The sequence below is a fragment of the Methylobacterium marchantiae genome, from assembly GCF_042679825.1.
Classification (GTDB): Bacteria; Pseudomonadota; Alphaproteobacteria; order Rhizobiales; family Beijerinckiaceae; genus Methylobacterium; species Methylobacterium marchantiae.
In genome coordinates, this window is the sequence record NZ_JBHTND010000034.1 from 1 (window position 1) to 15,361 (window position 15,361).

The 15,361-nt window shown below is 63.0% G+C and carries 12 protein-coding genes; 11 read left to right on the forward strand and 1 reads right to left on the reverse strand.

Annotated elements, in window-relative coordinates; translation table 11 throughout:
• Positions 1 to 246: 246 nt before the first annotated feature.
• Positions 247 to 1,437, forward strand: coding sequence for a glycosyltransferase 61 family protein (locus tag ACFQ4G_RS18845; RefSeq protein WP_238209135.1), 1,191 nt, complete (start codon positions 247 to 249; stop codon positions 1,435 to 1,437).
• Between the two features lie 187 nt (positions 1,438 to 1,624).
• Positions 1,625 to 1,948, forward strand: a complete 324-nt coding sequence (locus ACFQ4G_RS18850) for a hypothetical protein (protein ID WP_238209138.1) — start codon at positions 1,625 to 1,627, stop codon at positions 1,946 to 1,948.
• Positions 1,949 to 2,272: 324 nt separating this feature from the next.
• On the opposite strand, the gene ACFQ4G_RS18855 is transcribed toward ACFQ4G_RS18850, so the two are convergent.
• Positions 2,273 to 3,952, reverse strand: a complete 1,680-nt coding sequence (locus tag ACFQ4G_RS18855) for a calcium-binding protein (RefSeq protein ID WP_238209134.1) — start codon at positions 3,950 to 3,952, stop codon at positions 2,273 to 2,275.
• A 1,004-nt stretch (positions 3,953 to 4,956) separates the two neighbouring features.
• On the opposite strand from ACFQ4G_RS18855, the gene ACFQ4G_RS18860 reads away from it, so the two are divergent.
• From ACFQ4G_RS18860 to ACFQ4G_RS18900, 9 genes are all read left to right on the forward strand, one after another.
• A complete protein-coding gene (locus ACFQ4G_RS18860) occupies positions 4,957 to 5,268 on the forward strand; it encodes an acyl carrier protein (protein WP_238209133.1) in 312 nt (103 codons plus the stop codon).
• The gene (locus ACFQ4G_RS18865; protein ID WP_238209132.1) at positions 5,265 to 6,461 is read left to right on the forward strand and encodes a beta-ketoacyl-[acyl-carrier-protein] synthase family protein; all 1,197 of its coding nucleotides are present in this window, start codon (positions 5,265 to 5,267) and stop codon (positions 6,459 to 6,461) included. Before ACFQ4G_RS18860 ends, ACFQ4G_RS18865 begins: the two co-directional genes overlap by 4 nt.
• Before the next feature lie 89 nt (positions 6,462 to 6,550).
• Positions 6,551 to 7,027, forward strand: coding sequence for a MaoC family dehydratase (locus tag ACFQ4G_RS18870; protein WP_238209131.1), 477 nt, complete (start codon positions 6,551 to 6,553; stop codon positions 7,025 to 7,027).
• Positions 7,028 to 7,252: 225 nt separating this feature from the next.
• Positions 7,253 to 8,596 (forward strand): TolC family protein, encoded by a 1,344-nt coding sequence (locus tag ACFQ4G_RS18875; RefSeq protein ID WP_238209130.1) that lies wholly within the window; start codon positions 7,253 to 7,255, stop codon positions 8,594 to 8,596.
• Positions 8,597 to 8,936: 340 nt separating this feature from the next.
• Positions 8,937 to 9,065, forward strand: coding sequence for a hypothetical protein (locus ACFQ4G_RS18880; RefSeq protein WP_379040829.1), 129 nt, complete (start codon positions 8,937 to 8,939; stop codon positions 9,063 to 9,065).
• Positions 9,066 to 9,224: 159 nt separating this feature from the next.
• Positions 9,225 to 10,646, forward strand: coding sequence for an aspartate aminotransferase family protein (locus ACFQ4G_RS18885; RefSeq protein ID WP_379040831.1), 1,422 nt, complete (start codon positions 9,225 to 9,227; stop codon positions 10,644 to 10,646).
• A 294-nt stretch (positions 10,647 to 10,940) separates the two neighbouring features.
• The gene (locus tag ACFQ4G_RS18890; RefSeq protein WP_238209129.1) at positions 10,941 to 11,882 is read left to right on the forward strand and encodes an LpxL/LpxP family acyltransferase; all 942 of its coding nucleotides are present in this window, start codon (positions 10,941 to 10,943) and stop codon (positions 11,880 to 11,882) included.
• The gene (locus tag ACFQ4G_RS18895) at positions 11,869 to 13,200 is read left to right on the forward strand and encodes an HlyD family secretion protein (protein ID WP_238209128.1); all 1,332 of its coding nucleotides are present in this window, start codon (positions 11,869 to 11,871) and stop codon (positions 13,198 to 13,200) included. Before ACFQ4G_RS18890 ends, ACFQ4G_RS18895 begins: the two co-directional genes overlap by 14 nt.
• Entirely contained in the window at positions 13,197 to 15,332 is a 2,136-nt protein-coding gene (locus ACFQ4G_RS18900; RefSeq protein WP_238209127.1) for a peptidase domain-containing ABC transporter, read from the forward strand. The genes ACFQ4G_RS18895 and ACFQ4G_RS18900 overlap by 4 nt, the downstream gene beginning before the upstream one ends.
• Positions 15,333 to 15,361 lie beyond the last annotated feature (29 nt).

Consider the following 15,361-nt stretch of genomic DNA (forward strand, 5'->3'; position numbering starts at 1 on the left):
GGATGTTCATCCGGTCTCTCCGACATAGCTGAAGCCTCGCAACTCCAGCCTCCTCGGTTCAGACCGGATGGACAACCTCCTGAAAGCTCACACCTAGTCCCCACAGAACCAGACCGGACTCTGCTCATGAACGGAGGCAAACACGGGCAAAGTCAGTACAACTCGCACAGTGCACCATCGTCATGCGACTGACGATGCATTAGCTTCGACCCGAGCCACCGAACGACGGCGAGCCAGGAGACACGGTTGGACCCTGCCGTCCCCATTCCTGACTGGAAACTTGAGCTTCTCGCGCAGCGTCGGACGTTCAGGGACGTCGTCGTCATGCCGACGGAATCGATCCACAAAGACAGCATGTTCACGGGCGGTCCGGTCTGGCCGTACTATCCGCTGCAGGTGCGGGCTAGATACAGCAAGGGCGTCCTCCCTCTGCCGCGAGACAGGCGTCCTCGTTGCATCGATCCGCCGACGGCGACCCTCGCGACGGCGACCTGGTGTGGCCCCATCATCCACCATTTCGGCCATGCGGTTGCGGATTTCGGCACCCGGCTCGCTGCCTCCAGCGTCGCTGATCCGACGCAGCCTCTGCTCTTCTCCCTCAACACGCGATCGAAGCGACGACCTCCAGCCTTCTTTTGGGAGCTGCTCGACCATTTCGGCATCGATCGCAAAAGGATCATCCTTCTGCGTGAGCCGACCATGCTGCGCGAGCTCCACGTGTTCCCGCAGGGAGAGCGGCGCGGAAGTCTTCGGACACCGTGCCGCTACCTCGATCTCCTCGACCGAATCACTCGCGGAACGGGCAACACAGACCGATATCCCCTCGTCTACGTCTCACGGTCACGTCTGCGCGGTGACGAAGGCTCTTCGCCGACCCACCTGATCGGTCAAATCGGGGGCGAACGTTATCTCGAAGATGCGCTTGCAGGCATCGGTGCCAAGATCATGTATCCCGAAGCGCTCCCGCTTGAGGACCAGCTCGACATCTACCGACGCACCGACAGACTGGTCTTCGCCGAGGGCTCTGCCCTGCATGGATTGCAGCTTCTCGGTCGAATCGGAGCAGAGATCGTCGTCATCAACCGAAGACGCTTCAAGCGGGTGGCAGCAGGCGCGCTGCGGTCTCGTGCACGGTCACTGACCTATATCGATGCCGTGAGAGGCGAAATCTGCAGCCTTGATGTGCAGGGCCGGCGCGACCGTGTTCGTGCAATCTCCGTTCTCGGTACCGCGAGTCTGCTGAAAGGTCTCGCGCGTGCGGGGATCGATCTCCGTGACACTTGGAACGACGCAGATTACGAGCGGACCCGCGACGCTGACATAGCAGCGTGGCGAGTAGCGGCGCTGGCGATGGGGGGCCACAGCGGCACGGAGGCGGCGATCGCTACCAGCTTGCGGCGCCTGTCATTGATCCCCGGCCTGGAGGATACTTCCTGATCACGTCTGCAAATTTGAGCGAGGAGGATGTGGGCTACTACACTTGGCCGGTCCGCCATTTCCGGCAGTCCGCCCGCATCGCTTGAACAGCATTGCCGCCTGCTCGACCGGGTATCAATGCGACAGGGCAGAACGAACCAAATCCCCCCGAATTCGTTCCTAGATCCGGAGAAGGAGAGTGCCTGATATGAAGACGCTATGTACCATCGTGGTTGCGGGCCTTGGCGTGCTGGGGGCGATCACTGCAGTTTCGGCTCAACCATATGGCGGTCGCGACTACGGATACGACCGCCGGGACGAGGGATACCGGGAACGCGGAGACTATGATCGTGACCGCGGCTATCGAGGCCGGGACTTCGATGACGGAGATCGTCGAATGGGCTTCAACGAGCGCGAGTACCTGCGCTGCAACCCAGATGTCTTGCGGGCGGTACGCAATGGCACGATGGAGTCGGGGCTCGTGCATTTTGAAACGTTCGGCCGTCGTGAACGTCGCCGACTTCGCTGTTAGGCAGATTGGCAGTCGAATAGTCCTTCATCGACTTGAAGCCGTCCAAAACTCTCGACGCAATACGACCTCGTCAGGCTCATGCCGACGGGGTTTTTTCATTCTCGGCAGTCAGAGATGCCAATCGGGTAGAAGTGGCGCTGAGGTGACATCCGGCTTGCACGGTTCGGCCCAGCATCCGACGCCCCACGCCCGGCGACCCGCGCTTCGCCCATGTGCGGACCATCAGCCGCCGTTCGTGCCATCGGTCCTCCGCCTCCTTGCTCTCGGATGAGCCCGGCATATAATATGCCGGGCTCATCCAATTTTATGATGAGATATAAAGGTTTAGACGAAGAACGTGCCGTCCAACTGCTGAGGGGTGATGCCTGCCAGGGTCACCAAGCCGCCGCCAGACAAGGCTAAGGACGCATTGCCGAACTCGTCCTGCTGAGCGACGTAGCTCTGACCAAACAGCGCAAGCCGATCACCATCCGCGAAGCTGAAATCCGTAATGATGTCAGTTCCCGAATCGACACCGAAGTTGAACTGGTCGGCTCCCGAACCGCCGAGAAGAATGTCATTCCCGGCGCCGCCATCAAGCGTATCATTACCGGCTTCTCCGAACAATGAATCCATCCCGCCATTGCCGACCAAGACATCATTGCCGACATCACCGCCGAGTTCGTCGTTGCCGGCCCCGCCAATAAAGATGTCGTCGCCCGTTCCTCCATTTAAACGATCGTTTCCATCTTCACCAAATAGGGTATCGTTACCTCCGCTGCCGACCAGAATGTCGTCTCCGGTCCCTCCGCCGAGCTCATCGTTACCATCGCCGCCACTGAGACTATCGTCACTGACGCCGCCGTTCATGCGATCGTCGCCTGCTTCGCCGAACAAAGTGTCTCTACCATCCTGCCCGAGGACCGTGTCATTGCCGGCTCCTGCGCTGACCGTATCATTGCCGACGCCACCGACGATGAAATCATTGCCGGTGCCAGCAGTGACTGTGTCATCACCCTGACCGGCGTTGTAGTAGAAATCCTGCCCGGCGCGGAATGGCGGTGAAAATGTCAGCGTATCGTCACCGCTGGTTCCCAATACCACCCCCTCGAACGTATTGCCGCGCTCGGTGCCGGAGACAAGGTCACGTACATCGAAAGTGATGCCCTGCGTTCCGGCGACGAAGGTTATACCCTCGTCATCAAAGCGCGAGATGGGCCCGATCAGATTGCCGTCAGCATCCTCTGCCTGCGCACGAACCGCGAGCCCTCCATCCTGATTCGCGAGGCTGCCGGAATCATCGCCGTTGCCGTTGCCGACTTCGGCCGAGGTAAAGGTCAGACGAATGTTACCGGCACCGCCGTCGAAGCGATCGAACCGGACGGTGTCGTCCCCTGCCCCTAAATCCACCCGGTCTCTACCATCCGTGTAGATGTTGAGGCCGAAACTGTCGTTGCCATCACCCCCGGACACGATGTCGGTCCCAGATCCACTACCGATCGTATCGTTGCCGCCGCCCGTCGAAATAACGTTTCTGCCACCGCCTCCGAATACGACGTCGTCTTCCGATCCGGTGGTGAGCCTGTCATTTCCGACTCCACTCGTAATTTGCGCGCGAACGTTACCAGTATTGACGATGTTATCGCCAGCATCGGATAAATTTAAGTTTACGAATTCAAAGCCTCTGATGACAGTGCCATCTGACGCTGTACCTGCACCCTCGGCATTGAGGTTGAGGCGAATCGGAGGAGCCGAGCCGGCAATGGGGCCATTGAAATTAAAGTTCAGCGATAGGAAATCGTTGCCATCGCCCCCATTCAACCGATCGAGTTTTCCGCCGGTGACGAAGTCATCTCCGGTCCCAGCATTGACTACGTCGCGCCTGGGATCGATTGACCCTGCGAATATGTTGGCGGGACGGTCGACAGAATCGATCGTATCGTTGCCACCTCGCCCGTTGATGACGTCCTCTTCCTCGGTGCCGGTAAGGAAATTGTCGCCGTTATCGCCATTGATGATAGCCATTGCGTCGTCTCCCTAACTCGCAGCCTGAGATGCACATGCGGCTCACAGGTTCGCGGTTAGGTAGATACGTGCATGCAACAGCGAAGGTTTCAGACTGAGGGCAAGTTTTCTGCTATTTTTTAGTCACAATTGTTACTCATGATAATCGTGTCAGCTTAAAATAGTGAGAATATTTGTGCTCGCTATGGATTAAAACGACTTTCGGTGCGTATTTGCATTGAGCGCGGCGAGCTATCCGGTTCGATGTGGGCCGCCACTGATCCGGCCTCCGGGATCCAGTCACGAACGCCTTTGACGGTGAAATCCGGTCCATTGCCCAATCGCATCTGAAGGGGAATGCTACGAAGGCTGGGCAGGCCCGCGGATACGTTGATCGCGTCCGGCGCTTCGAGCTCTCGAATGACCGAATGGTCAAGCATTCGCCGGTGAACTTATCAATCACGTTCAGTATTTTTAGTACTTGCAGTATGTACTTACCTGTGGCCGCGCTGAGTGCGATGCGCGACGACGTTGCAGGACGAGAGGTAGCCGGGACAGCCTGACCGCGAGGGCAGGGCCTCGGCCATCGTCGAGCAGAGGCGTGCCTGCTTCAATGGCGTCACCGGAGCCTCCAGGCCTCCGCGGCGCCAGATGCGCTCGACGCATTTCGCGTTCGCAGACCAGCCATCGCGCCGGAGCGGGGCCTCATCCGACGCTCGCTGGAGCGTCGTTATGGAGAGTCATGGCGACGACGGTGGCCGTCAATGGGGCCTCGTCCTCGACGAGCACGGCATCCTTGCTCTGGGCCGAACGAAGTCGCACCAGAACACGACAGCCCGATCATTCCACGCACGATAATTTTGCATAATAATTAATGGACGCACAGAAGAGACGCCCAGGAGAAGAGAAGCACTTGTTCGGAGAATTTACTATAAAATATATTCTTTAGTTAACCGATGGTATTGGACTTGAACGGGGAATTTAAATAATGGCAATCAGTGCGTCAGCTCAATCGGAGACGTGCCATGGTCCTTTCTGCCGCAGATCTTGTCCCAGTCCAGATCCCCTCGACGGGCGGAGATGATGTCGAGCGGGGCCTGTTTCAGATTCTCCGCAAGTACATCAAGACGGAAGATGCGAACTGGAACGCGTCCACGACCATGGCCGAGGCGCAGATCGATTCCCTGGATCTGGTCGAGGTGATCTTCGAGATCGAAGACCAGTTCGAGGTCGAAATAAAATTCAACGCGAACGCCAAGTCCGCCGACGAGACGACCTTCGGCGACGTGGTCGATCTCATCCGCTCCGCCCTCGCCGCAAATGCACGGACAGCATGAGCAACGTCGTCGTTTCCGGCATCGGCGTGACCTGCCCGAGCGGCCTCGATCTCGAGACCTACTGGGCGAGCCTGACCGCGGGAAGGCCCTGCTTCACCCCGGTTCGGGCTCTGCCGGATTCGGACATCATCGCCGCGGAAATCGATGGTTCGGTGGATTTTTCCGGTCTCCCGATCTCCGTTCCGGGCGCCTGCGACCGCAACGCCGTGCTGGCGGTTTCCGCCGCCGGTCATGCGCTGGCGGATGCCGGCCTGACGCTCGGTTCGGTGGCGCCGGAACGGATCGCCGTGATCCTAGGCAATGGCGGCGGCGGCCTGATGAGCCTCGACACGCAGTACGAGCGGCTTTTCGCGGAGAACAAGCGTCCCCACCCCTTCTCCGTCGTGCGAGCGATGGGTAGTTCGTCTGCGAGCTGGGTCTCGATCGCCTACGGAGCGCAAGGTCCGTGCTTCGTCATCGCGAGCGCCTGTGCATCGGCGACCCACGCGATCGGCGTGGCAGCGCAGCTCGTGCGCAGCGGCATCGTGGATGTGGCGATCACCGGCGGAACCGAGGCGCCGCTATCCCGCGGCACTCTTCTGGCCTGGAACGGTATGAAGATCATGAGCCGGACCGGCTGTCGGCCTTTCTCACGCGACCGCGACGGGCTCGTCGTCGGCGAGGGCGCCGGCATCCTCGTGTTGGAGCGTGAGGTTCACGCGCGGGCGCGCGGATGCCTGCCGAAGGTCGCGCTGGCGGGGTTCGGCTCGGGCGCCGATGCGGGGGACATCGTCGCGCCGACGGTGGACGGGATGGTGAGGGCGATGCGCGCCGCGCTCGCGGATGCGGATCTGGCCGCGAGCGACATTGCCTACGTCAACGCCCATGGAACCGGGACGCGCGCCAACGACCTCACGGAGGTCCGGGCGCTCCGGGAGGTGTTCGGAGCGGGGACGGTGCCGCCGGTTTCCTCTACCAAGGGAACGACCGGTCACGCGCTCGGCGCGGCGGGTGCGCTCGAAGCGGTCGCGACTGTCCTCGCGATGACCCATTCGGTGGCCCCGCCCACGGCCCATTTGACCGACCAGGATCCGGAACTCGATATCGACGCGATTCCGCTTCAAGCGCGCTCGATGCCGATCCGCGCGGCCATGTCGAACTCCTTCGCGTTCGGCGGCCTGAATGCGAGCCTGATCCTGCGGCAGGTGAGCTGAGCCGTGGAGACCTTCCGCAAAACCCGTTCAGGACGATGGCGGCTTCACCCGTGACCGGAACCCAGAGCGATTCCGGCCGAGACCGCCCGATGTCCGATGCGCGCGAGGCGTTCCTGGCGGCCCTGCGGCAGCGCGTCGGCACGCGGATCGGCGCCTCGGTCTGGACAACGCTCGACCAGGCGCGGATCGACGGTTTCGCGGCAGCGACGGGCGACCATCAGTTCGTCCATGTCGATCCCGTTCGCGCCGCCGCCGAGACACCATTCGGAGGGACCGTGGCGCATGGCTACCTGACGCTCTCGATCCTCGGAGGCGCCCTGGGCGAGGTCCTGCCCGCCGATCCCTGCGTGCGGGCCGTGCTGAATCTCGGTGCCGACAAGGTCAGGTTCCTTGCGCCCGTGCGCGTCGACGCTCGGGTGCGCGGGATCTTCACCCTCAACGGCGTCGGCGCGCTGCCGGAGAACAAAGCCGCGTTGAGGCTCGGCGCCACGGTAGAGGTGGCTGACGATGCGACGCGGCCGGCGCTCACGGCCGAACTCACCCTGATGCTCGTCTTCTCCGACTAATCGGGGGGCTGTCGAAGCGCCGTCCCCTCAAGACCAAGCCGTCCGACGAAGCCCCTTCCGGTTGCACACGTGTCGTCGTCACGATCCCCAACGATGTCTCCGGTGCCGGCGATGAAACAGGATGCAGGGCACGCCGTCCGAGCCTGCGACTTCACGCGCGATTAACTACGTCCGTGCATGGATGTGGACAGAATTGACGCGTTTCGAGCCGGCCGGACGATCTGGATGGACACAGCATGGTCAGGCCCAAGACTCGGCGCGGGGAGCGTCGGCGCCCTCGCGAGGATCGGCTGGACCGTCCTGGGAATCCTTGCCGTCAGCGGCACCGGAGCGCGCGCCGAATCCATCGACGAGGCCATGGGATGGGCTCTGCGGTCTAGTTTCGATCGGAAGGCGGACGACGAGCGGCAAGCGGCCGTCGAAGCCCAGGTCATCAGTGGCTGGGAGGCCTTCCTGCCCACCATGGGCTACGCGGTGAACCGTCGCCTCGACAGTAAGATCAAGTATTCGCCGGACTTCGTCTCCGACCCCACCGTGCCCGGCGGGACCGATGCCCTGCAGCGGTGGCAACCCAATACGTCGGGCTTCCAATTGAGCCTGCCGTTGTTCGACGGGTTCAAGCGCTACAACGATCTCCAGGCGGCCCGCAGCGCCTCGGCGGCGGGCCGCGGCCTGCAGGATGCCAAAGCCCAGCAGATCCTGCTCGACACCGCCAGTGCCTACCTCGCCGTCCTGCGCGACCGGGCGATCGTCCAGCTGCGCGAGGCCGCGATCGCCGACGTTTCGAAAGTCGCCCGCAGCGTCGCTTTGCGGCGCGAGGTCCACGACGCCACGAATGCCGAGGCGGCCTTGGCCGAATCGCGCGTCATCGCCGCCACGATCAGCCTCGAACAGGCGAAGTCGAACCTCGTCGCCTCCGAGACCGAGCTGGTCCGCCTCGCAGGACCCGCCGCGAATCCGACCGCATTGCCGCTCGTCCCCAACGCTTTGCTGCCATCCTCGCTCGGCGAGCTCCGGGGCATCCTCGTTCGCGCCAATCCGACACTCGTCGCCGCGCGCCTGGACGCGGAATCGGCGGCCTTCACGGCCAAGGCGTCGTATGCGCAGTTCCTGCCGCAGCTGAGCCTGGAGGTCACCCACGGTCGCCGCGGCCCTGTCTCGCTGACGCCGTACAGGGTCCAGGACACCTCGACGATGCTGCAGGCCCTGATTCCGATCTACCAGCCCGGCGAGTTCGGCAACGTCGCTCGCGAGCATGCGATCGCGCGTCAGAAGAGCTACGTGGCGCAGGATCTCGAAAACACCCTGATCGCCCAGGCGACGGCGGCCTTCAAACAGCGCCGTTCGACGATCGAGCAAGTCGGCCAGGCCGAGCAGCGCGTCCGCAAGATCACGCGGGCCGTGCAGGGCCGCCAGATGGAGCTTCGGCTCGGCTCGATGACGGTGGTCGACATCCTCAACACCGTCGCCGAGCTGGCCGAGGCCCGTGTGGCCAAGATCAATCTCGAGTTCGCCCGCGACCGTGCGACCTACGCCCTCGCCGCCGTGGTGAACCGGCTCCGCGGATAGACTGCGCTCCGCGGGAGCGGCCACCGCCCGGCGAAGGAGCGCGCCGCCCCGGAAAACCCGCGGGCGAATCGCATGACCGTCCATGGCCTCTCTCGACGGCATGTAGACTTGAGGCATTGCAAGCCTCGGATCGCAGAGATCGGCGATTTTCCAAAGCCAATGTCTCGACGCGACCCGATTAGTCGATATTAATGGGAAATTTAACTGGTTAAATTGAGTCTATTTCAGTGAAATCAGCCGGTATTAGTGTTAACGTATTCATTTTATTGCAAAAGAACGCGATGTATTCGATCAATGCGTCGCCGGCAGACAACGGCGCCGGCAACGAAGGAGATCAGGCATGAAAGAACTCAAGCTCGACCAGATCAAGCAGATCGCCGGCGGCGGCGGCCCCTGCGGCCAGGACAAGGGCGGCAGCCCGCCCCCGCCCCCGGCCTGCGGCCCGTCGAAGGGTGGCAAGTCCAGCTGATATCGACGTTATTCTAGTCGAACATCACTGAGGCCATGCGGGCGAGATCGGCCACGGTCCGATCAGGTCCGCATGCAAGACAGAAGGCTGTACCGATGATCCGCTCTCGGTACAGCCTTTTCTCGATTTCCATCGAACTCGCGGACCAGAGGTGATCGCATGCTGGACGTCCCTCCGATGCCGGCCACCAGCCTGGACGCTACCGGCTTAAATTCCGCCGGCTCGGATTCTCCCGATGTGGCCGCCGCCGATCTCGCCCATCACCTCCATCCCTTCGCCGACATGAAGGAACTCCTGGACGGCGGCATCCGCGTGATGACGCGCGGCGAGGGAGTCTACGTCTACGACAGCACCGGAAAACGCTATCTCGACGCTTTCGCCGGGCTCTGGTGCGTGAATGTCGGTTACGGCCGCCGCGAGATTGCGGACGCCGTCTTCGCGCAGATGAATGCCCTTCCCTATTACAATACCTATTTCGCGACGACGACGGCGGCGACGGCACTGCTGGCAGAGAAGATCTGCTCCTATGCGGGGCCGAACATCAACCGGGTGTTCTTCACCAATTCTGGATCCGAGGCCAACGATACCTGGTTCAGGATGGCGCGGGTCTATTGGGCGACGTGCGGCAAGCCCGAGAAGTCGATCGTGATCGCCCGGCACAACGCCTATCACGGCTCGACGGTGGCGGGCGCGAGCCTCGGCGGCATGAAACACATGCACGAGCAGGGCAACCTGCCGATTCCCGGCATCGTCCATATCGGCCAGCCCTACTGGTACGGCGAGGGCGGCGACCTCGCGCCGGCCGAGTTCGGCCTGGCGCGGGCACGCGAACTGGAAGACAAGATCCTGGAACTGGGGCCTGAGCGCGTCGCGGCCTTCGTCGCCGAACCTATCCAGGGCGTCGGCGGCGTGATCGTTCCGCCCGAGACCTACTGGCCCGAGATCCAGCGCATCTGCCGGAAATACGACATCCTGCTGGCCGTCGACGAAGTCATCACCGGCTTTGGCCGCCTCGGATCCTGGTTCGGCTACCAGCATTACGGGCTGGAACCGGATTTCTGCGCGATCGCCAAGGGCCTGTCGTCGGGTTACCTGCCGATCGCGGGCGTCATGGTCTCCGACCGCGTGGCCGACATCCTCATCCACAAGGCAGGTCCGTTCCACCACGGTTTCACCTATTCGGGTCACCCGGTCGCCGCCGCCGCCGCTCTCGCGAACCTGCGGATCCTCGAAGAGGAGCGGCTGGTCGAGCGCGTGCGAGACGACATCGGACCCTATTTCGCCGAGGCCTGGCGCGGTCTTTCCGACCACGTCATCGTCGGCGAGGCGGTCTCGGTCGGGTTGCTGGGGGCGGTTCAGCTCGTGCTCGACAAGACGACCCGGCAGCGCTTCTCGCGGCCCGGCGATATCGGAATGGTCATCCGCAACTTCTGCATCATGCGGGGCGTGATCGTCCGCGCCAGCGCCGACCGCATCCTGGTATCGCCGCCCTTCACGATCAGCCGGAGCGAGGTCGACGACATCGTCTCGACCCTGCGCGACGTGATGGATTTCGTCTCGGCGGAACTGTCGTCGGACTGATTGCCTGCGGCCGGATGAAGGTCGTCCGAACGCCGATCGCGGCGAAGGAAAGGCCGCATTCAGAGTGTTTTAACCCTATTTTTCTAGGGTCATGCGGCCACTGACGCAGTGATCTTCGCAAGTCGACGATCACGTATCGGAAGATGAGCGAAACTTGGCCGTGCTGTATGCCAGGACGGCGGACTCGAGACGAGTGCGCCGTCTTCTTTTGTCAGTGGGAGGCACAGATGCTTCCGACGATCGTCACCGGAATCTCTTGCTCCAAGAGGTCGAAACCGAGGTTTTAGTCGGCACATGACGGCTGTGCTGCAGATCATCAAGCTCCTTGGGCGCCTCCCTCTCGCATCGCGGCGTCGCGCCCTCCGCACCCTGTGGCGGGTGGCGCTTCCGTTTCGCGCGGATGTGGGATTCGGACTCGAGCGCGTCGTCGAAAAGTACCTCAAGATCGGTGCAGGACCGGCGCGGCGCCTGGCGTTGGAACATGACTACCAGGACACCCTGCTGGTCATGGAATGGTATGCGAGCATTTCCCGAAATCGTCAGCAACTGATCGACGATTGCAGCGGGACGCGCGTCAGCGACCCGGCTCTCGTCGAACGCATCGCGGCGAGCGGAGATTCCGTCATCCTCGCGCCGATTCATATGGGCATCTTCCCGATCGGCATCACCTACGTCTTCTGGAAGTATTTTGCGGGCCGTCGATTGTTGGTCCTCCGGGCGCGGGAAGACCTGCCGGAGAACAACGCGGCGATGGATCGCCTGCGCGAAGTCGCCGGCGAGTTCCGTATCCTCAATACCCGCAACGAGGCGGATTTCATCGATGCTATGCGCTTCGCCCGCAAGGGAGGCGTGGTGGTGTCGCTGCTCGATCTCCCCGAAACCTACGGTTCTCCAGCCGACACCACCCTGTTCGGGGAACCGGCCGCCATCGCCCTCGGGCTCGACGCGATGGCGCGCATGCTCAAGGCCGTGGTCCTGCCGATGACCGTCCACTCGCTCCCATCGCGGGACGAGATCGTCTTCGGCCAGCCCTTCGAGGTCTCGGCGAACTCGCCCGAGGAACGCCGGTCGCTGGCACGCGCGATCGGCCGTCAGATCGAAGGTTTCGTCGCGATCGCGCCCGAGCAGTGGCACATGTGGACCCGCCTTCCCGAATTCTATCCCGAGCGGGTCCGATCGCGCATGCCTCATGCCGCGAACGATGCCGGAAAGGTCGAAGCCCATGTCGGTCTCTGACGTCTTCGGGCGGCTTCTCGGACGGAGGCAGGCCAAGCCTTCGGGCATGATGAGCCGGTTCGAGGTGACCGGTCTTCACGAGCTGTCCTCCACGATCGAGTTCCGCCGCGATACCGCGTCCAACCTCCTGGTCGTATTCTTCGTCGTGCTCGCGGCCTTCCTGATCGCCGCGATGTGGATCGGCACGTTCGCCAAGCAGGAGACGATGCGCGGCATCGTGCTCGGCTCGAAGGGCAGCCAGCGCATCAGCGCTCCCGTCGACGGCACCGTGACGAAGGTCTGGGTGGCGCAAGGGGAGGAGGTCGCGGTCGGCCAGCGCCTGCTGACCGTCGCGCCTCAGCAGAGTTCGGCCGGCGCCAAACCGCTTTCGGAAGCCGAAGTGCAGTCGTTGACCGGGCAGCGGCAGACCATTCAGAAGCAGATCGTCGATCTCGAAGCCCTGACCTCGAACGACGCGCACGATCTCGGCGCGCTGGAAGGCAACGTCGTCAAGATCAACGAGAACCTGCGCAAGCAGGAAGCCGAGCTGACGAGCGCGCTGGCCTCTCAGGACGGCATCGTCCGCAAGCTCCAGACCTATCTCAAGCTCGGCGACGTCACCCGCGACGTCGTCACCGCACAGGAGCGGATCAAGCAGGACTACACGCGCCAGCTCCTCGATGTCCGCCTCCAGGTGTCCCAACTCGCCTCGACGCAGATCGAACGCCGCAGGACCGTACAGCAGAACAAGTCGGCCAATGCCAACGAGCGGGCGCAGCTCGGGCGCGCGCTGGCCGAGCTCGATTCCCGGATCGAGCGTGCGAAATCGGCGATCGCCACGGAGGTGATCGTCGGCATCAGGGGCAGGATCGCGGCGCTCAACGTGCGGGAAGGCTCCGACGTGAAGCTCGGCGACACGATCGCGGCCATCGGCGATCCGGACGCGACCTTCACCATCGGCCTGCAGGCGCCCTCGAAGACCATGGGGCTGCTGGCGCTCGGCCAGAGGGTCGTGCTGAAGTACGACGCGTTTCCCTACAAGACCTTCGGGGTCAAGCATGGCCGGATCATCGCGATCGGCCGGCAGCCCCTGAGTTTGCCGAAGGAGGACGAGGCGTCGGCGGTGCTCGACGTGTCGCTCGCCAAGGCCGGACCGCGACCGCCGCCGCAATCGAAGTTCCTGATCGAGGTGGAGCCCGAGGACAAGACCATCGTCGCCTACGGAGCGGAGAGGCCGATCCTGATCGGGTCGACGCTGAGCGCCGACATCATCGTCGAGCGCCGTCGGCTCATCGACTGGGTGCTCGATCCGATCTTCGCCATGAGGGGACGCACGTGAGCCTGCCATTCGTCTCCGACAAGCCGCGCGTCCGGACCCTGCTCCAGAGCGAGCAGCAGGAATGCGGCCTCGCCTGCATGGCGATGATCGCCAATGCCCACGGCCACAACGTCGACCTTCCCTACATGCGGTCGGTCCACCAGATCTTCAAAGGCGGGATGACGGTCGCCGAGCTGTACGGGCTCGGCGGCGCCTTCGGCTTCGACACCCGGGCCCTGGGCGTCGAGAACACAGACGACCTCGTCGGCCTCAATCTGCCGGCGATCCTGCATTGGGAACACCGGCATTACGTGGTGCTCGACCGGATCACGCGTGGACAATACGTCGTCCACGATCCTGCCGTTGGCCGGCGCGTGTTCTCCCGCAAGGATTTCGAGAAGTATTTCTCGGGCGTCGCCCTCGAATTCCAGCCGCGCGTGGCGGTGGACAAGATCGTTTCCAAGGACGGCCTGTCGCTCTGGGCGATCATCAAGTCGACCGGCGGGTTCCAGGCGACCTTCTGGAAGATCCTCTCGGTCTCGATCGCCGTCGGACTGCTCGCGCTCGCCTCACCGATCCTGCTGCAGGTCTCCCTCGATTTCGTCCTGCCGCAGGCCGACCTCGACCTGCTCGCGATCATCGCCATCGGTCTTGCGGCGCTGTTGATGTTCGAGGCCGTGGGAAACTGGCTGCGGGACATGCTCATCCTGCGGGCGTCGATCGGTATGCAGCTGCAGTTCTCCCGCTCGGTCGTCGGCCACGGCCTGCGACTGCCTCTGCGCTACTTCGAGGCCCGTCATCCGGGCGACTTCATCACGCGACTGAACTCGGTCGATCAGGTCAAGGCCTTCGCGGCGGACGGCATGGTCCGGTCGCTGGCCGACACCGCCGTGTCGGTGATCTCGGTGGCGCTGATGTTCTACTACTCGATCGACATGACGCTGATGGTGCTCGCCACCCTGGCGCTGGCGGTCGGCATGCGCACGTTGTTCCTGCAGCGAACGCGGGAGGCGACCACCGAGGCCCTGACCGCCAAGACCGAGGAAGTCAGCACGCTCCTGGATGGTCTCGACCGGATCCAGATCATCAAGGCCCACAACGTCGCAGGCCGGATCGAGCAACGATGGTTCGAGAAGCTGTCTCGCTACGCCGGCCGCGACTTCATCTCCCGGCGGCTGCAGATCGATACCCAGCTCTGGGTGCACATGATCGTCATTCTCGGAACGGTGGGGACGCTCTACGCCGGGGTCGGCGCCGTGCTGCTCAACCAGATGACCATCGGCATGCTCTACGCCTTCTTCGCGCTGCGCGGCACCTTCTTCGTGATGATCGACACCCTGACCACCAATCTGATGCATCTGACCGTGATCAAGTCGCACGTCCGCCGTCTGGAGGACGTGATCCAGAACGAGCCGGAAGCGTCCGCGAAATCGGCGGTGATCCGCAAGGCGATCCGCCGGGACGTGGAGCTGACGGACATCGCCATCTCGTTCGGTCGGGAGGAGCGTCCGGTCGTCCGGTCGGCCAACCTGCGGATCGATATCCATGGCGGCGAACACATCGCGATCGTCGGCGAATCCGGCTCCGGCAAGTCTTCGCTCTTGAAGGTCATCGCGAGTGTGACTCAACCGACGAGCGGTTCGCTCCTCGTCGACGGGCAATCCCTCGGACGGTTCGGCGTTATGGAGTACCGATCCAACCTCGGCGTGGTCTTCGCAGAGGACGGCCTCTTCACGGCGACCATCGTCGAGAACGTCAGCCTGTTCGATCCCGACATGCCCATCGAGAGAATCCGGCACGCGCTGTCGACCGTGGGTCTCGACGCGGAGATGGACGCGCTTCCCCAGGGCATCGCGACCATCGTCGCAAACAACAACTCGCTGCTGTCGACCGGCCAGCGACGAAGGGTGCTCGCGGCCCGGGCGATCTGCCGCCAGCCACGGTTGATGCTGTTCGACGAGATCACCGCCAATCTCGACGCGGCGACCGAGAAGGACCTGCTCGAGAGCCTGTGCAGGCTGCCCGGTGCGAAGATCTTCGTGACGCATAGCGACCGGGTGCTGGCGTATGTCGACCGCGCCTATCGCCTGGAGGACGGTGTGCTCAAGCCGATGGATCTGTCGACCGGACCGAATGAACTGAAAATCGCATAATGCAGAGATGACGGAGGCGTGCGGAGCTC